24 protein-coding genes and 2 pseudogenes are annotated in these 24422 nt (G+C 67.2%); 11 read left to right on the forward strand and 15 right to left on the reverse strand.

Annotated elements, in window-relative coordinates; genetic code table 11:
- The first annotated feature begins 103 nt into the window (after positions 1-103).
- A complete protein-coding gene (locus ACFWP0_RS16550; protein ID WP_377843789.1) occupies positions 104-1066 on the forward strand; it encodes a LysR family transcriptional regulator in 963 nt (320 codons plus the stop codon).
- Here the strand turns inward: ACFWP0_RS16550 and ACFWP0_RS16555 are convergent.
- Positions 1063-2976, reverse strand: a complete 1914-nt coding sequence (locus tag ACFWP0_RS16555) for a B12-binding domain-containing radical SAM protein (RefSeq protein WP_377843791.1) — start codon at positions 2974-2976, stop codon at positions 1063-1065. The two genes, ACFWP0_RS16550 and ACFWP0_RS16555, sit on opposite strands and share 4 nt — an antisense overlap.
- Before the next feature lie 329 nt (positions 2977-3305).
- Positions 3306-4154: a methyltransferase domain-containing protein gene (locus tag ACFWP0_RS16560; protein WP_377843792.1), complete on the reverse strand. Its 849-nt coding sequence runs from the start codon at positions 4152-4154 to the stop codon at positions 3306-3308.
- Positions 4155-4291: 137 nt separating this feature from the next.
- Here ACFWP0_RS16560 and ACFWP0_RS16565 point away from each other — a divergent pair, with 137 nt between their 5' ends.
- From ACFWP0_RS16565 to ACFWP0_RS16580, 4 genes are all read left to right on the forward strand, one after another.
- The gene (locus tag ACFWP0_RS16565; protein WP_377843794.1) at positions 4292-6355 is read left to right on the forward strand and encodes a transcriptional regulator; all 2064 of its coding nucleotides are present in this window, start codon (positions 4292-4294) and stop codon (positions 6353-6355) included.
- A 166-nt stretch (positions 6356-6521) separates the two neighbouring features.
- Entirely contained in the window at positions 6522-7001 is a 480-nt protein-coding gene (locus ACFWP0_RS16570) for a carboxymuconolactone decarboxylase family protein (RefSeq protein ID WP_377843795.1), read from the forward strand.
- Positions 7002-7011: 10 nt separating this feature from the next.
- Positions 7012-7767 carry an SDR family oxidoreductase gene (locus ACFWP0_RS16575; RefSeq protein ID WP_377843797.1) on the forward strand — a complete coding sequence of 252 codons (756 nt, stop codon included), beginning with the start codon at positions 7012-7014 and terminating at the stop codon, positions 7765-7767.
- 21 nt (positions 7768-7788) lie between these two features.
- Positions 7789-8283, forward strand: coding sequence for an Ohr family peroxiredoxin (locus ACFWP0_RS16580; RefSeq protein ID WP_377843798.1), 495 nt, complete (start codon positions 7789-7791; stop codon positions 8281-8283).
- A gap of 4 nt (positions 8284-8287) precedes the next feature.
- On the opposite strand, the gene ACFWP0_RS16585 is transcribed toward ACFWP0_RS16580, so the two are convergent.
- The 5 genes and pseudogenes from ACFWP0_RS16585 to ACFWP0_RS16605 all read right to left on the reverse strand — a co-directional run bounded on the left by ACFWP0_RS16585 (position 8288) and on the right by ACFWP0_RS16605 (position 11905).
- On the reverse strand, positions 8288-9292 hold the full coding sequence (locus ACFWP0_RS16585) for a LysR family transcriptional regulator (RefSeq protein ID WP_377843800.1): 1005 nt from the start codon (positions 9290-9292) through the stop codon (positions 8288-8290).
- Positions 9293-9461: 169 nt separating this feature from the next.
- The gene (locus tag ACFWP0_RS16590) at positions 9462-9896 is read right to left on the reverse strand and encodes a cupin domain-containing protein (RefSeq protein ID WP_377843801.1); all 435 of its coding nucleotides are present in this window, start codon (positions 9894-9896) and stop codon (positions 9462-9464) included.
- 121 nt (positions 9897-10017) lie between these two features.
- Positions 10018-10896 (reverse strand): RNA polymerase sigma-70 factor, encoded by an 879-nt coding sequence (locus tag ACFWP0_RS16595; protein WP_377843803.1) that lies wholly within the window; start codon positions 10894-10896, stop codon positions 10018-10020.
- A gap of 251 nt (positions 10897-11147) precedes the next feature.
- Positions 11148-11270, reverse strand: a pseudogene (locus ACFWP0_RS16600) (multidrug transporter); the annotation flags it as partial.
- 8 nt (positions 11271-11278) lie between these two features.
- Positions 11279-11905 carry a DedA family protein gene (locus ACFWP0_RS16605; protein ID WP_377843804.1) on the reverse strand — a complete coding sequence of 209 codons (627 nt, stop codon included), beginning with the start codon at positions 11903-11905 and terminating at the stop codon, positions 11279-11281.
- A 207-nt stretch (positions 11906-12112) separates the two neighbouring features.
- On the opposite strand from ACFWP0_RS16605, the pseudogene ACFWP0_RS16610 reads away from it, so the two are divergent.
- Positions 12113-12343: pseudogene (locus ACFWP0_RS16610) on the forward strand (dihydrofolate reductase family protein); the annotation flags it as partial.
- Positions 12344-12350: 7 nt separating this feature from the next.
- On the opposite strand, the gene ACFWP0_RS16615 reads toward ACFWP0_RS16610, so the two are convergent.
- Both ACFWP0_RS16615 and ACFWP0_RS16620 read right to left on the reverse strand, forming a co-directional pair.
- On the reverse strand, positions 12351-13322 hold the full coding sequence (locus ACFWP0_RS16615; protein WP_377843806.1) for a tripartite tricarboxylate transporter substrate binding protein: 972 nt from the start codon (positions 13320-13322) through the stop codon (positions 12351-12353).
- Positions 13323-13382: 60 nt separating this feature from the next.
- A complete protein-coding gene (locus ACFWP0_RS16620) occupies positions 13383-14252 on the reverse strand; it encodes a fumarylacetoacetate hydrolase family protein (protein WP_377843808.1) in 870 nt (289 codons plus the stop codon).
- A 193-nt stretch (positions 14253-14445) separates the two neighbouring features.
- Here ACFWP0_RS16620 and ACFWP0_RS16625 point away from each other — a divergent pair, with 193 nt between their 5' ends.
- From ACFWP0_RS16625 to ACFWP0_RS16640, 4 genes are all read left to right on the forward strand, one after another.
- Positions 14446-15114, forward strand: a complete 669-nt coding sequence (locus tag ACFWP0_RS16625) for a FadR/GntR family transcriptional regulator (RefSeq protein WP_377843810.1) — start codon at positions 14446-14448, stop codon at positions 15112-15114.
- Positions 15115-15373: 259 nt separating this feature from the next.
- Positions 15374-16336, forward strand: a complete 963-nt coding sequence (locus tag ACFWP0_RS16630; RefSeq protein WP_377843812.1) for an alpha/beta fold hydrolase — start codon at positions 15374-15376, stop codon at positions 16334-16336.
- Between the two features lie 53 nt (positions 16337-16389).
- Complete coding sequence (locus ACFWP0_RS16635; RefSeq protein ID WP_377843814.1) at positions 16390-17307, forward strand: MBL fold metallo-hydrolase; 918 nt, start codon at positions 16390-16392, stop codon at positions 17305-17307.
- Positions 17308-17412: 105 nt separating this feature from the next.
- Positions 17413-18162, forward strand: a complete 750-nt coding sequence (locus ACFWP0_RS16640; protein ID WP_377843816.1) for an SDR family NAD(P)-dependent oxidoreductase — start codon at positions 17413-17415, stop codon at positions 18160-18162.
- 65 nt (positions 18163-18227) lie between these two features.
- On the opposite strand, the gene ACFWP0_RS16645 is transcribed toward ACFWP0_RS16640, so the two are convergent.
- Both ACFWP0_RS16645 and ACFWP0_RS16650 read right to left on the reverse strand, forming a co-directional pair.
- A complete protein-coding gene (locus ACFWP0_RS16645; protein ID WP_377843818.1) occupies positions 18228-18827 on the reverse strand; it encodes a TetR/AcrR family transcriptional regulator in 600 nt (199 codons plus the stop codon).
- A 25-nt stretch (positions 18828-18852) separates the two neighbouring features.
- Entirely contained in the window at positions 18853-19449 is a 597-nt protein-coding gene (locus ACFWP0_RS16650) for an NAD(P)H-dependent oxidoreductase (RefSeq protein ID WP_377843820.1), read from the reverse strand.
- 301 nt (positions 19450-19750) lie between these two features.
- Here ACFWP0_RS16650 and ACFWP0_RS16655 point away from each other — a divergent pair, with 301 nt between their 5' ends.
- On the forward strand, positions 19751-20182 hold the full coding sequence (locus ACFWP0_RS16655) for a nuclear transport factor 2 family protein (protein ID WP_377843822.1): 432 nt from the start codon (positions 19751-19753) through the stop codon (positions 20180-20182).
- A 51-nt stretch (positions 20183-20233) separates the two neighbouring features.
- On the opposite strand, the gene ACFWP0_RS16660 is transcribed toward ACFWP0_RS16655, so the two are convergent.
- From ACFWP0_RS16660 to ACFWP0_RS16675, 4 genes are read right to left on the reverse strand one after another with little or no spacing between them, the layout of a single operon-like run.
- Positions 20234-21124 carry a GntR family transcriptional regulator gene (locus tag ACFWP0_RS16660; protein ID WP_377843824.1) on the reverse strand — a complete coding sequence of 297 codons (891 nt, stop codon included), beginning with the start codon at positions 21122-21124 and terminating at the stop codon, positions 20234-20236.
- A 5-nt stretch (positions 21125-21129) separates the two neighbouring features.
- Positions 21130-22182, reverse strand: coding sequence for a 4-hydroxythreonine-4-phosphate dehydrogenase PdxA (gene pdxA / locus ACFWP0_RS16665; RefSeq protein ID WP_377843826.1), 1053 nt, complete (start codon positions 22180-22182; stop codon positions 21130-21132).
- A complete protein-coding gene (gene dtnK / locus ACFWP0_RS16670) occupies positions 22179-23396 on the reverse strand; it encodes a D-threonate kinase (protein ID WP_377843828.1) in 1218 nt (405 codons plus the stop codon). The genes pdxA and dtnK overlap by 4 nt, the downstream gene beginning before the upstream one ends.
- Entirely contained in the window at positions 23393-24418 is a 1026-nt protein-coding gene (locus ACFWP0_RS16675) for a 2-keto-3-deoxygluconate permease (protein WP_377843830.1), read from the reverse strand. Before ACFWP0_RS16675 ends, dtnK begins: the two co-directional genes overlap by 4 nt.
- Between the last annotated feature and the right edge of the window lie 4 nt (positions 24419-24422).

Genomic DNA, 24422 nt, shown 5'->3' on the forward strand with positions numbered 1-24422 from the left:
GCCGGGTAGCCGCCAGTTGCTGAATTGATTGTTCAGGATTCTGCACTACCATCCATGCCATAAACTCGAAATATCGAATCGCCAGGGCGATAGAGGGCAAGCCATGAAACCGGGAAATGTCGAACATCTCTGGAAGCATCTGCACTGGCTGACCGTGCTGCACCAGCAGGGCAGCTTCAGCAAGGCGGCGGCGCGGCTGGGTGTGAGCAAGGCGTCGATGAGCCAGCACATTGCCGACCTGGAGAAGTCCGTGGGCATCATGCTGGTGCAGCGCACCACGCGCAGCGCCACCCTCACCGACGCGGGGCGGCAGCTGGTGGACTCGCTGGACGGCGCATTCGAGCAGATCGCCAGCGGGTTTTCCAACGTGCGCGACCTGGCCGGCGCGCCGCGCGGGTTTTTGCGGGTGACGGCCCCGGTGGCGTTTTCCAGGCAGCAACTGGTTCCCCGGCTGCCCGGCTTCCTGCGGCAGTACCCGCAGATCCAGATCGAACTCGACATGTCGGACCGCATCCGACCCTTGGCGCAGGAGGGCTTCGACATTGCCGTGCGGCATACGTCCGCCCCGCCCGACACTCATGTGGCGTGGACCCTGGCGGATACGCGCACCGTGCTGGTCGCCAGCCGGTCATATCTGCGCAAGCGCGGCAGTCCGGCGTCGCCGCAGGAGTTGGCCGGCCATGCGTGCCTGCCCTACCCGCGCGTGCAAGGGCAGTCCACCTGGACGTTCGTTCCGGCAGGCGTGAACAAAGCGCCCGGACATCCCGATCCGATCACGGTGCCTGTCGCCGGCCCCCTGGCGGTCAACAACAGCGAGGCCCTGCGAGACGCCGCGATGGAGGGGCTGGGCATTGCGCTGCTGCCGGACTTCAGCGCGCAATCGGCGCTCGAAGCCGGACGGCTGGTCGAAGTGCTGCCCGGCTGGCGGTCCGCCGGCGCGTTCGGCGAATGGCTCTATGCGATCCGCCCTTATTCGGCGCATGCGTCGCGGGTATCGACGGTCTTCGTCGAATACCTCCGGGAGGCCTTCTCGCAAGGCTTTGCGTCCGCGCCGTCCCGGCGCTAGCCGCGCTGGCTCAGGGCGCGGCTGATGCGGTTGCGCGCCACCGTGGTGCGCGGCACCTTGAAGGGAAACCAGCTGCGCACGTCCTCGTCCAGGCCGATGCCGTGCATGTAGTTGTAGATGGCCTTCTTCAGGCCCTTGCCCAGCGCGTCGTGATCCACGCCCGTGGGGTCGTGGAAGCCGATGTCGTTCTTGGCAAACGTGACCTCGGGCAGCGGCCGCAGCGTCACGCCATATTCCTCGGGGTTCTTGCCCACGGGAGAATGGACCGTACAGGCGAAGCGATGGAAGAAGCCGCTCTGGATGCAGTCATTCTCAAACAGCTGCCGCACGTACTCCAGCGCATCCACGGTGTCCTGCACCGTCTGCGTGGGAAAGCCGTACATCAGGTACGCATGCACCAGGACGCCCGCATCGGTGAAGGCGCGCGTCACCCGCGCCACCTGGTCGACCGACACGCCTTTCTTCATCAGGTTCAGCAGCCGGTCCGACGCGACTTCCAGTCCGCCCGACACGGCGATGCAGCCGCTATCGGCCAGAAGCTCGCACAACTCGGGCGTAAAGGTCTTTTCGAAGCGGATGTTTCCCCACCACGAGATCCCGGTGTTGCGGTCGATCAGTTCGGTCGCCAGCGCCTTGAGCGACTTGGGCGGCGCGGCCTCGTCGACGAAATGAAAGCCGGTCTGCCCGGTTTCGCGCACGATGGCGTCGATGCGATCGGCCAGCACCGTGGCCGACGCGCCCTCGTAGCGGCCGATGTAGTCCAGGCTGACATCGCAGAAACTGCATTTCTTCCAATAGCAACCATGCGCCACGGTCAGCTTGTTCCAGCGCCCGTCGCTCCACAGCCGGTGCATCGGGTTCAGCATGTCCAGCAGCGACAGGTAGCGGTCCAGGGGCAGGCCGTCCCAGGTGGGCGTGCCCACTTCCGCGAACGCCACATCCGGCTCGACCATGTTCACATAGCGCACCGCGCCGGTGTCGCTCTCGCGCAGGAAGGTCCGCACCAGGCGCTGGCGCGAACGCTTGCCTTGCACATGCTCCATCAGGGCCTGCAGGGGGCGCTCGCCGGCATCCAGCGTGACGTAGTCGAAGTAGTCGAACACGCGCGGGTCTTTCAGTTCGCGCAGTTCCGTGTTGACGAAGCCGCCGCCCAGCACCGTGACGATGCCCGGGTCCTGCGCCTTGATGGCCTGGGCGATCCGGAAGGCCGCATAAACGGCGCCGGGAAACGGCACCGACACCAGCACCATCGTCGGCGCATGGCGCGCCAGCGCTTCCGTTGTCAGGTCGCGCAGCGTGTCGTCCACCAGGTTCAGGGGGGCGGCGAGCGCCTGGGCCAGCGGGTCGAAGGTAGGCTGGCTGCCCGCCAGCGATTCGGCGTAGCGCACGAACTCGAAGCGCGAGTCGACGGCGTCCCGCAGCACGTCGGCCAGGTCGTTCAGATACAGGGTGGCCAAGTGCTTGGCGCGGTCGTGCAGGCCCAGCGCGCCGAATGCCCAACCCAGGGGATCGCCGCCGTCTTCGTCCATGTACACGTCCAGCGTGCTGAAACGCGGTCCCTCGGGCAGGAAATTGCGGCCCACGATGCGGTGCGCCAGGGTGGGGTCGCGGCCTTGCAGGAACGCGATTGCCGGCTCGATCGTGGCCAGGTAGCGCGGCTGCAGCGCCACGAAGGCCTGGATCGCGGGCGTGTGCTTCTCAAGCGGCAGCGCGTCGACCCGCTCGGCCACGGCGCGCAGGCCGCCGGCCGACAGCAGCCGCAGCACCAGCGCAAGCGCAAGGTCTTCCTGGAACGACGCCACCCCGCGCGACCGTAAAAAGCCGGTCAGGTAGGCGGTGGACGGATAAGGGGTATTGAGCTGCGTCATCGGCGGAATGACGGACAGCACGCGTAAAGGCAAGGTGGACATGGGGCGCGGCAAGGCTGCCGCCGAAAGCAGGGATCGAGGCAATTATAGGCAGCCCGCCGGCGGCGCCCGGTTTTTTGGGTGCCGGATCAACAATCCGATCCGGCGTCCGGGCTCCGTGGAACGCCGCCGGGCGTATGATTCCACGTAGGGGTTCAAGCCCAGCCTGGCTCTGGCCGGCATGCCATTGCCAACCTCATCATATGGTTGCTTAACATCGGTCGTCCCAGCCAATCCGCGGGTGGCCGTGAAGGCGTTGCGCCATGGATCACTTTCTGTTTGCCGTCCGCATGGATGGCCGGGACGTTCGGGGGACTTGGATCAAAGTCCGTTCACCGGCGGGCGACCACGACCTCCAGATACTCGCTGGGCACCACCATCGCCGCATCCCCCGATCGATTGAACCGCTCGATCTGCGCCATGAGATCGCCGGTCAGCGCCGTTTGCGCCGCAGGCTCCAGGGCGCCAAACGCCTTGAGCAGCGGGCCGTAGTAGGTCTTGAAGGTCTGCAGCCAGTGCTCCGGCGAGCGATAGCGGAACACGAAGTTGCGCGATTCGGTCTTGATCGACGACGCCTGCCCCCCGAACATTTCTTCGATGCGCGCGCGGGTGCCCCACAGCGCGGGCGACTTGACGCCGGCAGGCGGCGGCAGATGCTTGCCGATGGTCTTGAACACCTGGCCGATGAAGCCGTCCGGCGTCCAGTTGGCCATGCCGATCTTGCCCCCGGGCCGGCACACGCGCATCAGTTCGGCAGCCGCCTTGTCCTGGTCGGGCGTGAACATCACCCCGAAGGTCGAGACGACGGCGTCGAAGCTGGCGTCCGGGAACGGCAGGGCTTCGGCGTCGGCCTCCTGGAACTCGATCTTCAGCCGTTCGGCCGCAGCGCGCTCGCGGGCGCGCCCGAGCAGGGCCGGCACGTAGTCGGTCGAGACGACGTCGCACCAGCGGCGCGCGGCCGCCAACGAGGCATTGCCGTTGCCGGCGGCGACATCGAGCACCTTTTGTCCGGCGCGGATATCGAGGGATTCGCACAGCTGTTCTCCTACGATCTGCAGCGTCGTGCCGACAACGGCATAGTCCCCGGAAGACCAGGTGCCTTGCTGGCGGGTCTTCAAGGCGGCCAGGTCGGGCTGTGCGGTATCACGCACTGGACTGGTGGCGAGGGTGGAAGTGGACATGGTGTGTCTCCATTAAGGCGGTGGGGGTGCGACAGCGCTTGTCGCCGGCGCAAGAGGGAATCGCAATCGGCGTCGCGTAGGCCTACGCGCGCCGTGCTTCCCGAGGTCCAAGTTAAGAGCCGACCGTGGAGGCGAGCGTGGTAGCGCGCGTGGAATCTGCGGTGGAATCCGGTGGCTCGGGTTATCCCGAACGCGCGGCCGCCGTCGATGTGCGCATGCTCGGACCTCTGTCGATCAGCCGGGCGGGGGCGGCATTGGCGCTGCCGCCATCGCGCAAGCTGCGCGCGCTCATCGCCTACCTGGCGCTGGCCCCGCATGCCGTCATGCGCGCGCATCTCTGCGAACTGCTGTGGGACATCCCGAACGACCCGCGCGGCGAGCTACGTTGGTGCCTCAGCAAGGCAAGAACCTTGCTCGACGAGCCCGGCCGCCGCAGGATCGAGACCGCGCAAGACACGGTGAGGCTCGACCTGGGCGACTGCTATGTCGATGTCGTCGATATCGGCCAGGCGATGCAGCAGGGCATCGACAAGCAGGCCACCGAGCGGCTGCGCGCACTCTCGGCGCTGTTTGCCGGCGACTTTCTCGAAGGGCTGGAGATCGGCCGCAGCCCGTTCTTCAATAACTGGCTGATAGCGCAGCGGCGGCGCCTGAGAGCCTGCCATGCCGCAGTCCTGGAGCACCTGGTCGGCCGGCTCCCGGCCGGCTCCGCAGAGAGCTTCGCCTGCCTGGACAAATGGCTCCAGCTCGCCCCGTTTGACCGCCATGCGCACGAGCTGGTGCTGGACGCCCTGGGATCCCGCGGCCGTTGGCGCGAAGGCGAAGAGCACCTTGCCGCGGCCGTCCGGGCCTTCGAGGCCGAAGGGCTGGACTGGCGGCCCCTGCGCGACGCGTGGCGGGAGGCGAGGGCGCGCCGGGCGGCGCACCCGCCGGGCCCGCAAGCGCCGGCTGCAGGGCGGGCGCTGCTGGTCGGCGCGCCCGAGGGCGCCGCGCCGGGCAATGGCGAGGACAGGGCTTGCCGCGCCTCGATCGCGGTCATGCCGTTTGCCGACCGGTCAGCCCAGAGCGGTGTCCGGGGAGGACTGGCGGACGGCCTCGCCCACGACATCATCACCCGGCTGGCGAAGCTGCGCAGCCTGTTCGTCATCGCGCAAGGCACCGTTTTTGCGCTGGATCAGCGCAGCGTGGGGCCCGAGGAGGCGGGCCGGACGCTCAACGTGGACTATGTCGTCAGCGGATCGCTGCGCCGCCAGGAAAAGCGCATCGTCGTGCAAGTTGAACTCGTCGAGTCCAGGACGGCCCGCATCGTGTGGGCGGACGTCTTCGATCACACGTTGGACGATGCCTTTCTTGCGCTCGACGAGATCGGCAACCGGATCGTCGCGTCGATTGAGATCGAGGTCGAGTCCGCCGAACGCAACCGGGCCATCCTGCGGCCGCCGAACTCGCTGGATGCGTGGGAGGCCCATCACCGCGGCCTCTGGCACATGTACCGGTTCAACCGCGCCGACAATGAGCAGGCGCGGCGCTTCTTCGAAATGGCGGTGCGGCTCGACCCGACATTTTCACGGGCCTATGCAGGCCTGTCCTTCACGCATTGGCAGACCGCGTTTCAATGCTGGGGCGACCAGGAGCAGGCGATCGGCCTTGCGTTCGAGACAGCCGGGCAGGGCCTGATCGTCGACGACCGCGACCCGGCCGCGCATTGGGCAATGGGTCGGGCGCTGTGGCTGCGCGGCGACCCGGACCAGTCGCTGACCGAATTGCAGAGCGCCGTGGACCTGAGTCCGAACTTCGCCCTTGGGCACTACACGCTCGGGTTCGTCAACTGCCAGACGGGCGATGCCGAAGCGGCTATCGGGTCGTCCGATTATTCGCGCCATCTGAGTCCATTCGACCCGCTGCTGTTCGGCATGCTGGCCGTCCGCGCGATTGCGCTGGTTCGCCTGGGCCGGCCCGAGGAAGCCGCTGACTGGGCCGTCAAGGCGGCGGCGCGCCCCAACGCCCACGTGCACATCCTGGCCATCGCGGCCCACTGTCTTGCGATGGCCGGCAGGATCGACGAGGCGCGCGGCTTCCTGGCCGCGCTCCACAAGGTGCTCCCCTCCTATCGCGTCGACGATCTGCTGGCGACGTTCCGGTTCACCGCGGACGCGCAAGCCTTGTTCCGGGAGGGGGCCAGGCGCATAGGGACCGGCTGACGCAAGGCGATCCGCCCGCAGGACGATTGTTGTCATTGAGGCAACATCGTGATCCCCTGGCCGGGTCTACTGCCGCGTTCCGCCGGGACCTACGATTTGGGTGTCGTTCAAGCATGCGCCGCGCCCGGTCCAGCCGGGCAGCGCCAACCTATCTAGGAGTCACCCCATGAGTCAACGTCTCAACGCTTTCGGTCAATCGCCCGAGCTGTTCAAGAAATTCGTCGAATTCGGCATGCTCCTGAAGTCGGGCGCCATCGAGCAGCCGATCCTGGACCTGATCGAGATCCGCGCTTCGCAATTGAACGGCTGCGGCTTCTGCCTGGACATGCACGTCAAAGAGGCCAAGATCCACGGCGAACGCGAACTGCGCCTGCACCACGTGGCGATCTGGCGCGAGTCCACCCTGTTCTCGCCGCGCGAGCGCGCCGCCCTGGCCTGGACCGAGGCGCTTACCAATCTGCCGGCCACCGGCGTGCCCGATGAAATCTACGAGCGCGTGCGCACCCAGCTGTCCGAAAAGGAAATCTCGGACCTCAGCTTCGCGGTCATGGCGATCAATGGCTGGAACCGCCTGAATGTGGGGTTCCAGACCGTGCCCGGCTCGGCCGACAAGGCCTACGGCCTGGACAAGGCTCAACTGAACTAAGGAGTTCATCATGAAAATCCTGGTTATCGGCGGCACCGGCCTGATCGGTTCCAAGCTCGTCAAAATCCTCAGCGACCGCGGCCATGAAGCCATCGCCGCATCGCCCGCCACCGGCGTGAACACGATCACCGGCGAAGGCCTGGACGACGCGCTGGCCGGCGTCGACATTGTGGTCGACGTGGCGAACTCGCCCTCGTTCGAAGACAAGGCCGTGCTGGAGTTCTTCCAGACCTCGGGGCGCAACCTGCTGGCGGCCGAAACCCGGGCCGGCGTGCGCCACCACGTTGCGCTGTCGGTGGTGGGCACGCGCCGCCTGGCCGAAAGCGGCTACTTCCGCGGCAAGATCGCCCAGGAAGAACTGATCGAGGCGGCCGGCATTCCCTACACCATCGTCCACAGCACGCAGTTCTTCGAGTTCCTGGGCGGCATCGTGCAATCGGGCGCCCAGGGCGACGAGGTGCGCCTGTCGCCCGCCTTTGTCCAGCCCATCGCTTCGGACGACGTGGCCCTGGCGATGGCCGACGCCACGCTGGGCGAGCCGGTCAACGGCATTGTCGAGATCGCGGGGCCCGAGCGCGTGAGCCTGGCGGCGCTGGCGCAGCGGTACATGGGTAAAATCGGCGATACTCGCTCCGTGCAGGCGGACCGAGGCGCGCGCTATTTCGGCGCATTGCTCGACGACGATACGCTGGTGCCGGGAGCCGCCCCGCGTCTGGGCAAGGTCGACTTCGAAACCTGGTTCAGCCGTTCCGGCGCAAGAAAATAAACGGCAGGAACGAGAACCTTCATGAGCAAACTTCGGCCTCCTCCCCAGACCTTGCTGGACAAATACCGGGGTGGGGATTTTCACCCCCTGTATACGACCAGCGTCACGGTGCGCGGCGGGGAGGCCGCGCACGGCCGCGCATCCGGCATCGCCATTTCCGATGACGGCGAACTGCTGGTGGAACTGCGATTGCCGGTCGAACTGGGCGGCTCGGGCGGCGGAACAAATCCCGAACAGCTGTTTGCCGCCGGCTACGCGGCCTGCTTTCACGGCGCGCTGAGCATGCTGGCCGAGCGCGCGGGCGTGGCCATCCCGGAGGCCTCCGTGACGGCCACCGTCTCGTTCGGACGCGACCCGGTCGATGGCCTGTATGCCCTGACCGCGGAGATCAACATCCACCTGCCGGGCGTGGACAAGGCAGTGGCCGAGGAGCTGGTGCGCAATACCGAGCGCCTCTGCCCGTATTCCAAGATGGCCCAGGACGGAATCGAAAGCGTCGTGGCGCTGACTCAGTAGCGATTCACGGCTGCTTGACCAGCAGGCTTTCCAGAATCTGCAGGTCCAGCGCGCGGATGCGTTCGGTCATGTAGTCGATGAACACGCGCATGCGCGCGGGCAGGTGCTGGCGGCTGAGGAAGCACAGGTAATGGCCGCGGTCGTCCGGCGCATGCTGCGGCAGGCAGGCCACCAGCGTGCCGGCGCGCAGGTGTTCGCAGACCTGGTAGCCGGCCATTTGCGCGATGCCATGGCCGTCCAGCACCGACTGCAGGACGAGGTCGGCGTCGTTGAAGGTCAGCATGGCGGGCGGCGCGACCTTGCGCAGGTGGCCGCCCACCTTGAACTCCCATTCGTACACGCGCCCCGACGCCAGCCGGAAATTCACGCAGCCATGGTCGGCGAGCTCGTCGATGCCGGCCGGCAGGCCGTGCCTGGCGGCATAGCCGGGCGAGGCGCACAGCAGCATCTGCATGGGTATCACTTTCTTGGCAATCACCTGGCTGTCTTCCATGCGGCCATTGCGGAACGACACGTCGATGCGGTCCGTGGTGAAGTCCGTGGGGCCGTCATCGAGCAGCAGCTCCACCGAGATCCCCGGGTTGGCCTCGCGAAAGCCCTGGAGCAGCGGCGCGACGACCTTGCGGCCAAAGCCCACGGTGGAGCACACGCGCAATTGCCCGGAAGGCGGGCCCTGGCGCAGTTCGCGCATCTCGTCCAGGGCCTGGACGATGCGCTCCACGCCCGGATGGCAGTTTTCATAGAAGCGTTCGCCCTCGGTGGTCAGCGTGGTGCTGCGCGTGGTGCGCACGAATAGCCGGGTGCCCAGTTGGTCTTCCAGCTTTTGCACGCTGCGGCTGACCGCCGAGCGGCCGATGCCCAGCCGGTCGCCGGCCTTGGCGAAGTTGCCTTCCGCGGCGACGGCGATGAACGCCACGACGCCCGCATAGCTGGTGGCGAAGCTGTCGGCCAGGGAATCCGCTTCGGTGGAGGGCGTGGTGACCGGGGGAGCTGATAAGGGTGTCGACATGGGGAGGCAGCGCCGCGAATTGGTTGATCCTACCGCTAAGACGTCGCGCCGGGCCATTTTGTGACATGGGCCGCCAAAAAAAACGCTGGCTTTCCCCAAACGGGGAAGGCCAGCGGCGGACAGGCGCCCGCCCCGGCATGGCGTGCCGGGGCCGGGCTTGTGGTGTCCCTTATTTAATGGGAATCAGGGCGGGCGCGCCCTGCTTCTTGATCAGCACGACCAGAAACTTGGCCGGCTCGGTCTGGCTGGCGTTGCGGCCGACGGTGTGGATATCGTCCGGGCCTTCGTAGAACGTCTGGCCGGGAGTCAGCAGCGTTTCCTTGCCGCCTTTTACCTGCATGATGATGCTGCCTTCCAGCACGTAGACGAAGCTGTAGGCGTCGTGGCGATGGATGGGGTCGGCCGCGCCGGGCGGATAGTCGACGATGATCATCAGTGCGTCCTTGCCGGGGATGTCCGGCAGGTCCTTGTTCATCAGCGCCGTCACGATGGGGTCGGCCGGCGTGGCGGCATGCGCGGCGTGCTGCGGCGCGGCGTGGGCAAGCTGGCCCAGCAGCGCGCCGGCGGCGATGAAGGGCAATCCGATTTTCGCGATCTTGGACATGGCAGTTCCTTGGCGGTAGTGACAGCCCCATCGTAGAAGCCCCGGCGGCGCGGCGGTAGATCCGCGCAGGGGACCACAATGTTGCCCGCCACGCACCAAAGCGGGGGCGCGATGCCGGGCGTCAGCCTTGCGCCAGCGCGGCGGCGATGCGCGCCAGCTTGTCCGGATTGCGCTGCACCAGGACCCTGGTCAGGCGCTGGCCATCCGTTTCGTAGGATTGCACGGACTCGAGGTTGCCGTCGATGAAGCGCAGCAGCGTCCATTGACCGTTCACCTGGATCACCTCGGTGTGAAGCGCATCGCGGAAACGCCGCTTGCCCGCGTAGAACAGCTGCGCCAGCCGCTTGCCGCCCACCAGGCTGGCAAAGCTGCTTGCCTTGCCGCCGCCGTCGCCGATGAGCTCCGCGTCGTCGCTCAGCAAGGCGTGCAGGCCGTGGAAGTCGCTGCGCTGCATCGCGTCGGCAAAGGCCAGCAGCAGGCGCTGCAGCGTGGCGCGCGGCACCGTCTCGCGGGGGGCGCCCTGGCGCAACTGCTGCTTGGCCCGCCGCACGAGCTGGCGGCACGCGGCCTCGGTCTTGCCCAGGGTGAGCGCAACGTCTTCATAGTCGGCGTCGAACACCTCGCGCATCAGGAAAGCCGCGCGGGCGTCGGGCGACAGCCGTTCCAGCATGAACAGGAACGCCACCGAGACATCGTCGGCGAACTCGCGGATCTGCTCCGGCGTGGGCGGCGCGGCCATCAGCATCGGTTCCGGCAGCCAGACGCCTACGTAGCTGGCCCGCTCGGCCTTGGCCGCGCGCAGGCGGTCGATGGACAGGCGGGTGGCGACGGTGACGAGCCAGGCCTCGGCGTTCTCGATGACGGAGCGGTCGGCGTCGTGCCAGCGCAGCCACGCGTCCTGCACCACATCTTCGGCCTCGGCGACCGCGCCCAGCATGCGGTAGGCGATCGCGTACAGGCGAGGCCGGTGACAATCGAACAAGAGGACCGAGTCGGTCATGGGAAAGGCTGACGCCAAGGGAAGGGGGGCGGGAGGCGGAGGCTATTTTGCCGTACCCGTCCGAGGACGGCAAGCGCGGGCGCGGCCGGCTCCGCGGCCTACAGCACGATGTCCTCGCCGCAGAGCGCCGGCAGGTCGCCGCGGCCATGCATCTGTTTCAGGCCGCGTTCCATCATCGTGCTCAGCAGGCTGATCGGCACATCGCTGGCGCTGCCCTCGAACGGGTTTTCCGTGCTTTCGCCCACCTGCGTGCGCGTGTAGGTCTGCACATTCTTGAAGCCGACCACGAAGGTGGTCGCCGTGCCCAGCAGTGAAACCACCGACAGGGGCAGGGTCAGCCATTTCATGCCGGCCACCTGGTACAGCAGCACGGGCGCCAGGCTCAGCGCCAGCAAGCCGCCGCGATGACGCGCCGCCCGTAGCGGTACGCGAGATAAAGGCCCATGGCGACCGCCAGCCCGATCAACGCCTGTTCTCCCAGCGCGGACAGGGTCGACAGAACGTCCTGGATCCGGGCCGCGAACGCCGCGCCCACGATCAGCCCCGCCGAGGCCCAAAGCGCCACCCCCGCGCAGTCGTGCCAGATGAAAGACCGCAGCCGGACGCCCATGGCGCCGCAAAGCGGCACGGCAACCAGCGACAGGCCCGGCATGAAGCGCGCAACGATCAGCAGGCGCACGCCCCAGCGCTCGAAAACGCGCTCGGTCCTGCTGACGCAGGCCTCGCGCGAGAGCGACAGGGTGCAGACCGTGCGCAGCGTGCGCGCTCCATAGCGCATGCCGCCCCTGAACCACAGCAGGTCGGCCAGCACGCCGGCCAGCACGGCCGCGGCCAGCATGAGGGAAAGCGGCAAGGCGATGGCCCATGAGCCGGGCGAGCCGATGGCATGGCTGGCCCCCACGGCGATCAGCGTCGGCATGACGGGCAGCGGCAGCCCTAGCGATGCGCCCAGCACATTCAGGAACACCACCAGCGCGCCATACTGCGCGATCCATTCATGCGGCAACATGGGCTGCTCCTGTTGAGGTTTTACGTCCGGGGTCCGCCGGCATGCCATGCCGCCGTCAGGACAAATGCTAGAGGCGGGGCTGGGGCGGCGGTAGGCCCGCGCAAGGATGCATGGTGTTGTCGGGGCGGCAACAATCGGTACCTGATTGACGGTGCTCCTGGGCGGGAGCAACAGCGTCACGCAAGCCCCTGGCGCGCCCGGGGAAGATTCGGCAGCGGCGACATGGTGCGCCAGCTGCTCGCGGCGGGCCTGGTGGACGAGCTTCGGCTGGTGGTCTACCCCGTCATGCTCGGGCGCGGCAAGCGCCTGTTCGGCGACGACGCGCAGGCGTCCGCCTACACGCTGGCGCACTCGATCAGCACGCCGGGCGGCGTGCTGATCAACCGTTACCTGCGCGACGGCGAGGTGCGCACGGGGACGTTCGGCGAGGCCGATTGACGGGGGGCTATTCGACCTTCCCTATCTTTTCCACCGCCACCGCCAGGGAAGCGGAGTCCTTTTTCCAGTAGGCGTCAAACGCCGGCGCGTCCAGGTATTGCAGGGGGCTGCCGGTAGCGGCGATGCGGGATTGGACGCCGGGATCGTCGGCGACCGACTTGACGGCCTGGCGCAGCTTTTCAATGACGGCGGGCGGCGTGCCGGCCAGCGCAAAAACGCCTGACCATTGCACGAAGCTGATGGCGTAGCCCTGCGATTTGAATGACGGCACTTGCGGCAGGCTGTCGAGCTTTTCGTCGCCCCAATGCGCCAGCGCCTTGACGCGCCCCGCCTGGATCAGCTGCATCACGCTGGAGGGGCCGGTGGCCAAGGCATCGACCTGGCCGCCCACCAGCGCCTGCACCGCCGGCCCGGCGCCGGTGAAAGGCACATGCATCATCTTGATCCCGGCCGCGCTCTGCAGCATTTCCATCGGCACATGCATCGTGCCGTAGATGCCGGAGCTGCCGTAGCTGAGCTTGCTCCCTTGGGATTTGGCCGCGTCGATGAACTCCTGCAGCGTCTTGTAAGGAGCGTCCGCGCGCACCACCAGCACCGTGGGATCGGCCGTGATCCGCGCGATCGGCACGAACTGCTCCAGCTGATAGGCCGGCTTGCGTTCCAGCAGGCGATCCGCGGCGGGCAGGATGGAAATGGACGACAGGCTCATCAAGAGCGTGTAGCCATCCGGCTTGGCGCGTCCCGCCTGGCCAATGCCGATGGCGCCGCCGGCGCCGCCCTTGTTCTCGATGACGACAGGCTGGCCCAGCTTGTCGCCCATGGCCTGGGCCAGCGGCCGCGCGATGGTGTCGGCGACCCCTCCGGGCGGAAAGGGCACCAGCATGGTCACGGGACGGTCGGGATAGCCGGCAGCCATCGACTTGGCCGCCCCGAGCAATAGCAAAGCAGCGGCAGTTCCCCGCTTGCAGCGCAGATTCATGTCTCACTCCTTTATGTTTTATGTGCCGCGTCGCGCCGTGTTCACGTCCGGCGCCGCCCTTCAGACGAACCGGTTTTCAATCCTCCCGATGCCGTCGATCTCGATCCGCACCGTGTCCCCGCTCTTGAGGAACCGCGGCGGATTGAGGCCCTGGCCCACGCCGGCGGGCGTGCCGGTGGCGATGACGTCGCCCGGATACAGCGTGATGCCGCGCGAGCAGGTTTCGATCAGGGTGGGAATGTCGAAGATCAGGTCTTCGGTGTCGCCATCCTGGCGCAGCTCGCCGTTCACCCAGCAGCGCACCCGGGTCTTCTGCCCGTTCAGTTCGTCGGCCGTCACCAGCCAGGGGCCCATGGGGCAGAAGGTGTCGAAGGATTTGCCGAGGTCCCATTGCTGATGGCGCATCTGCACATCGCGCGCGGTGACGTCATTGACCACGGTGTAGCCAAACACATGGTTCATGGCGTCGGCGCGGGCAATGTTGCTGCCGCCTTTGCCGATCACCACCGCCAGCTCGGCTTCGTAGTCGATCTTTTCGGAGATGCCCTGCGGCAGCCGCACGTCGGCCCACGGACCCACCACCGTTTGCGGCACCTTGGTGAACACGATGGGCCAGGATTCCGGGTTGGCGTCGTTGTCCTTGAACACGGAGTCGCGCAACTCCTTGGCATGGGCGTGATAGTTGCGCCCCACGCAGAACAGATTGCGACGCTGCGCAGGCAAAGGCGCCTCATGCTCCACCTGGTCCCAGCGGTATGACGGACCGGTCTTGCCCGGCAAGGCCCGGCCCTCGGCCAGCCATTCCACCGCCGTCAGCGCGCCGGCCGCCGCGAGTTCCCGAGGAAAGTCCAGGGCCGTCACCGCGCTGCCGTCTCCCGAGACCACGCCTACCCGGCGCTCGCCATCGATTCGAAATACTGCGATCTTCATTCTTGCTCCTTGGGCGGCCCAGGCCGTCCCTTGATTTAGTACCAATAAATACCAATCAGGCGCTTTTTCCGGCCCAATTTGGGGAAAAGAATATACCAATAGAGGAAGGCCGCCTATATGGGTTTAGCCGATCCTTCGCCTTTTATTGGACTGATTTGGTATCATCACGCCGCTAGCCATTCCGAGAGAGTCCATGGACAAAGCCTCCGCCATGCGCGCGGTCATCATCGAGAACCTGCAATCCGGCGCCTGGCCCGCCGGCCATCGCCTGCCCACCGAACGCGCCCTGAGCGAGCAATTCGCCATCAGCCGTTCCACGGTGCGCCGCACCCTGTCCGCCTTGAAGGACGAAGGCCTGATCTCGCAGCGCGTGGGCAGCGGCACTTACGCCAACCCGCCCTCCACGCTGGCGCAGGCGGAAGTCCTGCTGCGCAGCGAAGTGCTGTCCACCAGCCCGGCCGAGCTCATGGCCGCAAGGCTGGTTCTGGAGCCGGCCATCGCGGCGCTGGTGGTGCAACATGGCACGCCCGCCGACTTCGCGGCCATGCAGGACGCCTGCGCGCAGGCCGAGGCCGCGGCCAGCTTTGAAGCGTTCGAAGTGTGGGACGCCAGGCTGCACGAACTGATGGCCACGGCCACCCACAATCTCTTCATCGAGAAAGTGTTTGCGCTGATGACGGCGGCGCGCTCGCAAGCCACATGGGGTGCTCTCAAACGAAAAAGCCTGACGCCGGAACGGCGCGAGGCGTATCAGGCCGAGCATCGCGAGATCGTCGCCGCGCTGCATGACCGCGACGCCGCGCGAGCCATGGAGGCCGTGCGGCGGCACTTGCTGCATGTGAGGGATAACTTGCTGGGCTAAGAAGGGCGCTGCCCGGATCGCCCCGTCCCTTGGGGCTGCCTCATTCCATCCAGCCATCCGCCGCGCCACGCCGGCCGGGCTGAATTTCCATACGCAAATCCGTGATGCGCTGCGCGCCGCCAAGGGCGGCGCGCACGACAGCGCACGCCTGCGCATTGGTGCGCGCGGCACAACATTGTGCTTCCCGCTGCGGGCCTACCGCGCGCCAGGGGCCAGACCTACGATGGCCTCCATCATCTCCCCCGACGCAAGGATCCTCATGAACGAGACCCACAACCCCGCCCGCCGCAGTCTTCTTGCCGGTAGCGCCGTCCTGGCGGCCGGCGCCTTCTCCCTGCGCGCCGAAGCATCCGCGCAACGCAGTCCCCAACCCAACCGGAGCACACCCATGGCCAACAACACCATCATTACCAAGGACGGCACGCAGATCTACTACAAGGACTGGGGCGACGGCCCGGTTGTCACGTTTTCGCACGGCTGGCCGCTTAACGCGGACGCCTGGGACGGGCAGATGCACTTCCTGGCGCGCAAGGGCTTTCGCGTCATCGCGCACGACCGCCGCGGACACGGCCGCTCGTCGCAGCCCTCGTCGGGCAATGACATGAATGGCTACGCCGATGACCTGGCGCAACTGATCGAGGCGCTGGACCTGAAGCGCATCACGATGGTCGGCCACTCCACCGGCGGCGGCGAAGTGGCGCGCTACATCGGCCGCCACGGCAACAGGCGCGTGGCCAGGGCGGTGCTCATCGGGGCGGTGCCGCCGGTGATGCTGAAGTCGGCCGCGAATCCCGAAGGCCTGCCGATCGAAGTCTTCGACGGCATCCGCGAAGGCGTGGCCGGCGACCGCTCGCAGTTCTACAAGGAACTGGCCATTCCCTTCTATGGCGCCAACCGCGAGGGCGCCAAGGTCTCGCAGGGCATGCTGGACCAGTTCTGGCTGTGGAGCATGCAAAGCGGCCAGAAGAATGCCTACGAATGCGTCAAGGCCTTCTCCGAGACGGACTTCACCGAAGACCTGAAGAAGATCGACGTGCCGACATTGTTCATGCACGGCGAGGACGACCAGATCGTGCCCGTGCACGATTCGGCGAAGAAGGCCGCGCGGCTGGTGAAGAACGCCAAGGAGATCTACTACCCCGGCGCACCGCACGGCCTCACCGCCACCATGCAGGACCGCATCAACGCCGACCTGCTCGCCTTCATCCGCGCCTCGGCCTGACGCGCTCTACTTTCCACGGCGGCGCCAGGCGCCGCCCTTCAGGAGATATCGCCATGCTTTCCGTAGACAACACCTTGCATGCCGCCAGCCAGACGCCCATCGATCTGGTTCCGTCCCGCTACGCGCTGCGGGTCGGCGAGATAGACGCGCTGGTCATCAGCGATGGCGTGCTGCCGCTGCCGACCGCGACGATGGCCACCAATGCCGACCCGGCCGATCTGGCGGATTGGCTGGACCACATGTTCATGCCGGCGGACGCGTTCGACTGGCCGCTGAACGTGATGGTGGCGCGCAGCGCAGACCAGACCATCCTTATCGATGCGGGTCTGGGCGGGCAGTTCTCGGGCTTCCCGCGCGCCGGGCAATTCCCTCAGCGGCTGGAGGCCGCCGGCATCCCGCTGGAGTCCGTGACGGATGTGATCATTACCCATATGCACATGGACCACGTGGGCGGGCTGCTGGTCGAAGGGGTGAAGGAGCGCCTGCGTCCGGACGTGCGCATCCACGTGTGCGCCACCGAGGTCGAGTTCTGGACCTCGCCCGATTTCACGCACACCGTGATGCCGAAGCCGGTGCCCGGCGTGCTCCGGTCGACCGCCACAAGCTTCTACAACGAATACCGCGACCGGCTGCGGATCTTCAAGGACACGCACGAGGTTGCGCCGGGCGTGGTCGTTCGTCTCACGGGCGGCCATACCCCAGGGCACAGCGTGGTCGACCTGGTGTCGGGCGGCGAACGGCTGACCTTTGCCGGCGACGCCGTGTTCCCGGTCGGCTTCGACCACCCCGAGTGGCACAACGGCTTCGAGCACGATCCCGAGGAGTCGGCCCGCGTTCGCATCAGCCTGTTCCGGGAATTGGCGGAGAACCGCGGGCTGCTGGTGGCCGCTCATCTGCCGTTCCCGTCCATCGGCCGGGTAGCGGTCGACGGCGACGCCTTTCGCTGGGTGCCGATCCTCTGGGATTACTGATCGCCGCGCCACCCGCGCGGCGGCCGGGCGAGAAAGAACGTCTGCAACGCCGGGGACGCGCAGTCCCCGGCGCCCGCAATGGCCCATGCCGATGAAGGAACACACATGAAAAAACTCTCAGGAAAGACCGCGGTCATCACCGGCGGCAACAGCGGTATCGGCCTGGCCGCGGCCCAGGCATTCGTGGCCGAAGGCGCGCGGGTCGCGATCCTCGGGCGGCGGCGCAAGGCCGTCGACGATGCGGTGGCGCAGCTCGGCGCATCGGCTTTCGGCGTGGTGGGCGACGTCGGCGAGCTGTCGACGCACGATCGCCTGATGGCCGAAGTCCGTGAACGCTACGGCGCCATCGACATCTACATGGCCAACGCGGGCATGAACAACATCGAGCCCTCGTCCGCGGTAAGCGTCGACAGCTACGACACCCAGTTCGACACCAACACACGCGCCGTGTTCTTCGGCGTCGCCAAGGCCTTGCCGCTGATGCGCGACGGCGCCTCCATCATCCTTACCGGCTCCATCGCGAGCGCGAAGGTGCTGGAAAACCATGCCGTCTACGCGGGCTCAAAGGCGGCCATCGGCGCTTTCGCGCGCGCCTGGGCGCTGGAATTCAAGGCCAGGAAGATCCGCGTCAACGTCTTGAGCCCGGGCCCCACCGACACCCCCATCCTCGAAAAGCTGGGCGTGTCCGAATCGGACCGGCCCGCGTTCGAGCAAGGCATGGCCTCGGCCATTCCTCTGGGACGGCTCGCGCAATCTGAGGAACTGGCCCGCGCCGCGTTGTTCCTGGCGTCGGACGACAGCAGTTTCATTACGGGCGTCGACCTGCGCGTCGACGGCGGCATCGCGCTGACCTGATTGGACGGGTTAGCCGTTAGGGAAGAGGAGCGGGTCCGGCCGGCAATGAGGCCGGCTGGGGGCATTCACTTGCTTCGTCTGACCATGCCCAGGATGGTCTGAAAGAGTTCGTCCCGCGCCTGGGCTTCGGTGATTTCGCCGGCCACGGCCGCATTCGAAAGAGCGTCGGCCGCCCCGAGCATCGCCCACAGGCTGGCCTGAGAAACGCCCTGAGGCCCGGCGAACGGCGCAAGGATCTTCTGGCACTTTTCGAGGAAGGCCTGTTGATACTGGCTTTTTACCGCGGAGAGTTCCGGGGATCCGTTAAGCGCCGCAAGAACGCCGGGGATCTCGCGTCCTTGCGTCGACACGCATTCGATATACCTTGATGCAATCGCGCCGGCCTTGTCCTTCAAGGTCGGTTTGCTGGCGGCGATGGCGGCGTCGATGATCGCGGTCTGGCGCAGGTCGAAGTCCTGGTAGAGCACCGCAAGCAGTCCGTTGCGTGTACCGAAATGATCGTAGACGACGGGCTTGGAGACGCCGGCTTCTTCGGCAAGCCGGCCCAAGGTCAAGGCATCGGCGCCTTCGTCGTTGATCAGTTTCCAGGAAACATCCAGAAGCTGGCGCAGCCGCTCTTCTTTCGACAGGCGACGGCGCGGCGGGGAGGGCGCGGGGGCAGGCATCGTTCTCTTTCTCTCTGGTTTCAGATCACGGTTGCGGGGTAAAGACCCTGCTGCCTATGGCGTGCGCCGCATCGAGAAGAGAAGCCGGGAATCCGGCGTCCGAGGCGAGCAGCAATTCCGATGTCGCAACGCGTGCGCCGCAGTAGCCGAAGATCCCGTGGTCGATCTGCGTTTTCATCGCGCCGAAGTAGCCATGCCGGGCGTAGGTTCGCATATCGGCGCCGCCGCTGGCAATCAAATGCACGTCAAGCCGCTGCAGCTTCTTGACCAGCTTTCCGTCCGGGCTTGCGTCGTAGGCCCAGCCATTGGTGAACACCCGGTCGATCCACCCCTTCAACAAGGCCGGAAACGACCACCAGTGAACGGGATAGACCAGCACCAGGGCGTCCGCCCGGTCGATGCGGGCATGCTCGGCGGCAACGTCGGGCGAGGGCGCGGCTTGTTTCAGGTGCAGGGCCACATCGGCCTGGGTGAATCTTGGATCGAAGGCCTCCGAGGCCAGGTCGGCGACCTCGAAAGAATGCTGTGGGCCGGCAGCGGCGATCCCTTGGGTCACCTGGGCGGCGATCGCGTGGGTGAGGGACGCCTGATCGGGATGGGCGACAACGATGAGTGCATGCATGTCGGTGTGACCTGAAGTTGCTATGTACTTATCGTAGCCTACTTTTAGTAGGTTGTGTGCGAAACGCTCTCGCTCCGGGCAAGCGCGCGTCCATGACCCTTCCACAGAACGCCTCGGTCGAGGATGTCTTTGCATGCATCGACCAGGAAACCAATGCAGCACTCCCAACGTGGCCGGGTTTCGCCTGAGAGCCGAGGCTTCAGAGCCGCCTCTCGCCCGGACCTTCCCACTGATTGCCACAAAGCGGCCCCTGCCGCCGCTAAACTGAGCGCAGCATCCATTTCAATCGGAGGGCAGACTGATGGAACCAGCCGTAAGAAAGCTATTCGAACGATACGAGCGATTTTTCAACCAGTCCCTGCACGGGGTCGTGAACATGGACGAGATGGCATCGCTGTATGCCTCGGCGTTCGTCGCGGCGTCTCCCGCCGGGGTAATGGCTGGGAAGAACGACGATCAGCTAAAGCAGGCCATGGCGCAGGGGTATGCGCGCTATCGCGCGATGGGGACCAAGGAGATGCGGATCCGGGATGTCCGGATCTCGCCGGTCGATGAGCTGCATTGCATGGCGCATGTTGCCTGGACGGCGGTCTATGCGCGCAAGGATCAGCCGGACACGATCATCGATTTCGATGTTCACTATCTTGTCCAGACGCGGGACGGCGCAGCCAAGGTCTTCGGCTGGATGTCAGGCGATGAGCAAGCGCTTTTGAAGAAGCATGGGATCGTCTGACGGCAGCGTGGGGTGATCTTCCAGCGTCCGGCTCGAAGCGCGTGCGCGCCTTCAGGACTGTCCGCGCAGCCTGGCCAGTTCGGCGGAAAGCTCGGCCACCAGGGCCTGGGCGCGCGCCAGCGGATCGTGTTCGCCGGATGCGGATTCCGGCTGGACCGCGGCGTCCTGCAGCCGGGGCTGCACGCTTTCGTGGCCTATGCTGACGTCCACGTCGAACACCAGCTGTTCGGCCCGATGCCAGGTCGTGAACCATTCCAGCGGCTGGCCGTGCTGGTCCATGCCCTGGCCTTGCAGCATCAGGAGCGGAATGCCAGCCTGGGTGTCCAGCAGTTCAGCCAGTTTCGCGTCGGCGGCCACCGCCCGGATCTGATTGCGCCCCGCGCCGGGGCGCAGGCCGAATTGCCGGGTCAGCACGCCATGCAGGGACGCGTCGACCAGGTGTTCGGCGCGCAGGCCCGGCACGGCGTCGGCGGGCAGCCAGGTGCGCACATAGGCCAGGGGGGCGCCGGCCACGTGGCGCAGGCGTTCCAGCATCAAGAGGCGGGTCGTGCCGAAGAATTCGGCCACATCGGCGGGCGGTTCGGCGCGGCCGAAGGCCAGCACCCGGGTCTGCAAGGCCACGCCCGATTGGGCGAATTGCTCGTAGAGCCCGGTGGACCGCTGCACCAGCCGCCGGTGTTCCTGCGGCGCCGCCACGGTGGCGGGACGCCCGGTCTCGCGCTGGATCAGGCCTTCGGCGGCCAGGGCCGCCAGCGCCTGGCGCACGACGCTGCGCGCCACGCCGAAGCGTTCGCACAGCGCGGCCTCGCTGGGCAGCACGGCGCCCGCCGCGAGTTTGTTCGTGCGGATGTAGCCGCGCAGCAAGGTCGCCACCTGGGCGTGCAGCGGGACATCGCCAGCGCGGTCAAGAACGGGTAATGCGTCGTGGGTGGCGGGCGCCATGGGAATCAACCTCCGGTTTGTGCCCGCGCAGTTTCCCATACATGCGTCCAGCCCGGGGCCAGGTGCGCGGCGCGCTCGGCGGCCAGGATCAGGCTGTCTTCGCGGGCGATGCCCTTGCCCGCGATGTCGAAGGCGGTGCCGTGGTCCACGGACACGCGCACGACGGGCAGGCCCACCGTGATGTTCACCCCGTCGTCGCCGTAGACCGCCTTGAAGGGCGCGTGGCCCTGGTCGTGGTAACAGGCGATCACGAACTTCCACTTGCCGCGCACGGCTTGCGGGAACAGCGCGTCGGCCGGGATGGGGCCGGCGGCGAGAATGCCCGCGGCGTTGGCTTCGGCCACGGCGGGGGCCAGGATGTCGGCGTCTTCGCTGCCGAAGATGCCGTTCTCGCCGGCATGCGGGTTCAGGCCCGACACGGCGACCGGCTCGTCGCCGCGGCCCAGCGCCTTGGCAAACGATCCGGCCAGGCGCAGCACCGCGCGCATGCGCGCTGGGGTCAGGTCTTCAATGGCCTGGCGCAGCGACACGTGGGTGGTGGCGTGGAAGATGTAGAGTTCGCCGGCCGACAGCACCAGCGAGAAGGTCTTGACGCCGAACTCGTGGGCCAGCAGTTCGGTGTGGCCGGGCCACTTGTGGCCGGCGGCGTGCATGGCGGCCTTGTTCAGCGGCGCGGTGACGATGCCGTCGACTTCGCCGGCACGCGCCAGGGCGCAGGCCGTGGTGACAAAGCGCACCGAGCCGTCGCCGGCGTCCGCGCTGATTTCGCCCAGCTTCACGTGGGCCAGCGACGGACCGGCCTGCAGCACCTCGATCGTGCCCGGCGTGTTGCTCGCGTCGGCCGCGCGGTCCAGCTTGCGCACGATGGCGGGATCGCCGCCCAGGTTGCGCACGGCGTTGACCATGACGTCCACGTCGCCGACCACCAGCAGGCGGGCCTTCTGGCGCAGTTCGTCGTGGCCCATCAGCATCTTGGCCGTGATTTCCGGCCCGATGCCCGCTACATCGCCCAATGTCACGGCCAGCAGGGGCAGCTTCGCGGATAGGGTTTGTGTCATCGCTTGAATCTCCTGTCGCGGATCGCGCGCACCGCGCGAACCAATACGTCTTCGGCGCCAAAGCCGCCGGCCTTGGTCACCACGGGCAGGCCAGCGGCCGTGCCCCCGGTCAGCGTGCCCAAGGGCACGCCGCCCATGACTTCGTCCACCAGGGCAATGCCGCTGGCGCCAAGGGCCACCAGCACGCTGCGCGCGCCGTCGCCGCCCGTGGCGACGACGCCGGCCGCGTTTGAGGCGGCAATCAACTGCGCGGCCAGGCTGCCCAGGCGGTCGGCGACCGTCTCGGAATCCAGGCCGTCCTGCTGTCCTTCGGGAGCCAGCAGCAGCACGGTGCCGGCGTCGGCCGGGGCTTGCGCATGCGCTTGCAGCAGGGGCCGGGTCCAGGCCTGCCACGCGGCGTCGTCGGCCAGCTGCGCAAGCGTGGGCGTCCAGGTGTCGGCGCCCGAGGCTTGCAGCGCGGCGGCTTGCGCGCGCGCGGCGCTGTGTTGCGAGGTTACGACCACCACGACGGGCGCGGTCTGGTCGGCGCCTGCCCACACGCGGGCCAGCGGCACGGCCAGGCCGCCCGCGCCCACGGGCAGGGCGCGTTCGCCCAGGAGCCCGATGGCGCGCGCGAGCCGGTCCAGGTCGGCATCGGTGGCGGCGTCGACCACCACCGTGTTGCCGGCCTGCGCGATGCGCGCCGCCAGCGAGTCCGGCGTGTCGCCGTCGTCTGGCGCGACGTGGGCGCAGCCCAGCAGGGTGGGGATGTGGCTTTCGGTGACCGGCGTGACGGGGTCGGTGGCCGCCGAGGTCTCGGTGACGGGCTTGCCGTTCACGAACAGGATGCCCTGTTCGACGGTGCGGCCGGTGGCCGGGAAGGCGGGGCAGATCACCGCCACGGTGTCCGGGCCCCAGGCTTCGCGCGCCGCGTCGATCTCTGCCTTGAACGCGCCGCGCAAGGTGGAGTCCACCTTCTTGTAAAGACGCGATACGCCGGCCGCGCGCAGTTGCCGCACGTTCAGGCGGATGAGCTCGGCGGCGTCGGCGGCGCCCAGGGCGCGGCTGTTGGTCGTCACGGCCAGCACCTCGACGCCGGCGGTGGCCGGCCCCGACAGGGCCTCTTCGGCGCCGCCGATCGACAGATGCGTGCTCCAGCCGGCGCGCACGAACTGCACGGCGGTGTCGCCGGACCCGGTCAGGTCATCCGCGACGATGGCGATGGCGGGTTTCAAAGGGCTTCTCCGCGCGCTTCGGCAAGAGGGGGCGCGATGCCGGTGTCGGCGTCTTCGGACTTGAGCTCACCGGCCCGCTTGAGGAAGTATGAGGCCAGGATCGGCGCCAGGATGGAACTGATCAGCACGCAGGCCGCGACCTGCGCGGTGGCGGTCGACACGTATTGCTGGAAGTTGGGATCGGCCGCCGCGACCACGGCGGGCGTGGCGATGGCGTTGCCGGCCGTGGTTCCCGCCGCAAAGCCCAGGCCGCTCTTGCCGCCGCGGCGCAGGATCATGCGATAGCCCAGGTAGACCAGGCCGCCGGTGATGGGGCTGATGATCAGGCCCAGGATCAGGCCGCTGACGCCGCCGCTGACCACCGCGCCCAGGTCGATGCCGGTGCCCAGCGCGAAGGCGAAGAACGGGATGACGATGTTGGGCACGGGCTTGAGCACGTCGCGCCACTTGGGGTCCAGGTTGCCCACGACCACGCCCAGCAGGAACGGCACCAGGGCCGCCACCAGGGCGATCATCGGAATGTCGGCCAGGCCCGAGGCGCCCAGGAACAGCAGGCTGAAGAAGGGACCGTCGTTGACCGCGCTGGCCACATAGGCGCCGCGGTCGCGCGCATCGCCGTACTGGCCGGTGTAGGCCAGCCACAGACCGCCGTTGCTGTTGTCGAACGCGGCCAGCATCGCCAGGATGGAGATGCCGAACACGCCGTCCAGGCCCACATAGCTGCCCAGGATGATGATCAGGGTGGCGGGCACCAGGGTCTTCATCAGCAGGATGGTGCCGGCGGTGGCCAGGATGGGGCCGCCCGTGCGGGTGTTGACCTGCGTGCCGGTCGCGAAGATCAGCAGCGCGATCAGCGGCATGGCGCTGTTTTTGAACAAGGCGGTGGTGAAGCCGCCGATGGCCAGCGCATCGGGGGCGAAGGTGCCGATCAGGGAACCCAGGATCAGCGGCACCAGCATCAATCCACCAGGGATTTTCTGCATCGTGCCAAAAAAGGGCGAGCGGGAAGTTGCGGTTGACACTAGC

This window comes from Achromobacter sp. NPDC058515 (assembly GCF_042721735.1).
Taxonomy (GTDB): domain Bacteria; phylum Pseudomonadota; class Gammaproteobacteria; order Burkholderiales; family Burkholderiaceae_B; genus Achromobacter.

What these genes read in the sequence shown, in the direction of transcription:
- ACFWP0_RS16550 (WP_377843789.1), top strand. Translation starts at nt 104, where the DNA reads ATGAAACCGGGAAATGTCGAACATCTCTGGAAGCATCTGCACTGGCTG.
- ACFWP0_RS16555 (WP_377843791.1), bottom strand. Translation starts at nt 2,976, where the DNA reads ATGTCCACCTTGCCTTTACGCGTGCTGTCCGTCATTCCGCCGATGACG.
- ACFWP0_RS16560 (WP_377843792.1), bottom strand. Translation starts at nt 4,154, where the DNA reads ATGTCCACTTCCACCCTCGCCACCAGTCCAGTGCGTGATACCGCACAG.
- ACFWP0_RS16570 (WP_377843795.1), top strand. Translation starts at nt 6,522, where the DNA reads ATGAGTCAACGTCTCAACGCTTTCGGTCAATCGCCCGAGCTGTTCAAG.
- ACFWP0_RS16575 (WP_377843797.1), top strand. Translation starts at nt 7,012, where the DNA reads ATGAAAATCCTGGTTATCGGCGGCACCGGCCTGATCGGTTCCAAGCTC.
- ACFWP0_RS16580 (WP_377843798.1), top strand. Translation starts at nt 7,789, where the DNA reads ATGAGCAAACTTCGGCCTCCTCCCCAGACCTTGCTGGACAAATACCGG.
- ACFWP0_RS16585 (WP_377843800.1), bottom strand. Translation starts at nt 9,292, where the DNA reads ATGTCGACACCCTTATCAGCTCCCCCGGTCACCACGCCCTCCACCGAA.
- ACFWP0_RS16590 (WP_377843801.1), bottom strand. Translation starts at nt 9,896, where the DNA reads ATGTCCAAGATCGCGAAAATCGGATTGCCCTTCATCGCCGCCGGCGCG.
- ACFWP0_RS16595 (WP_377843803.1), bottom strand. Translation starts at nt 10,896, where the DNA reads ATGACCGACTCGGTCCTCTTGTTCGATTGTCACCGGCCTCGCCTGTAC.
- ACFWP0_RS16605 (WP_377843804.1), bottom strand. Translation starts at nt 11,905, where the DNA reads ATGTTGCCGCATGAATGGATCGCGCAGTATGGCGCGCTGGTGGTGTTC.
- ACFWP0_RS16615 (WP_377843806.1), bottom strand. Translation starts at nt 13,322, where the DNA reads ATGAATCTGCGCTGCAAGCGGGGAACTGCCGCTGCTTTGCTATTGCTC.
- ACFWP0_RS16620 (WP_377843808.1), bottom strand. Translation starts at nt 14,252, where the DNA reads ATGAAGATCGCAGTATTTCGAATCGATGGCGAGCGCCGGGTAGGCGTG.
- ACFWP0_RS16625 (WP_377843810.1), top strand. Translation starts at nt 14,446, where the DNA reads ATGGACAAAGCCTCCGCCATGCGCGCGGTCATCATCGAGAACCTGCAA.
- ACFWP0_RS16630 (WP_377843812.1), top strand. Translation starts at nt 15,374, where the DNA reads ATGAACGAGACCCACAACCCCGCCCGCCGCAGTCTTCTTGCCGGTAGC.
- ACFWP0_RS16635 (WP_377843814.1), top strand. Translation starts at nt 16,390, where the DNA reads ATGCTTTCCGTAGACAACACCTTGCATGCCGCCAGCCAGACGCCCATC.
- ACFWP0_RS16640 (WP_377843816.1), top strand. Translation starts at nt 17,413, where the DNA reads ATGAAAAAACTCTCAGGAAAGACCGCGGTCATCACCGGCGGCAACAGC.
- ACFWP0_RS16645 (WP_377843818.1), bottom strand. Translation starts at nt 18,827, where the DNA reads ATGCCTGCCCCCGCGCCCTCCCCGCCGCGCCGTCGCCTGTCGAAAGAA.
- ACFWP0_RS16650 (WP_377843820.1), bottom strand. Translation starts at nt 19,449, where the DNA reads ATGCATGCACTCATCGTTGTCGCCCATCCCGATCAGGCGTCCCTCACC.
- ACFWP0_RS16655 (WP_377843822.1), top strand. Translation starts at nt 19,751, where the DNA reads ATGGAACCAGCCGTAAGAAAGCTATTCGAACGATACGAGCGATTTTTC.
- ACFWP0_RS16660 (WP_377843824.1), bottom strand. Translation starts at nt 21,124, where the DNA reads ATGGCGCCCGCCACCCACGACGCATTACCCGTTCTTGACCGCGCTGGC.
- pdxA (WP_377843826.1), bottom strand. Translation starts at nt 22,182, where the DNA reads ATGACACAAACCCTATCCGCGAAGCTGCCCCTGCTGGCCGTGACATTG.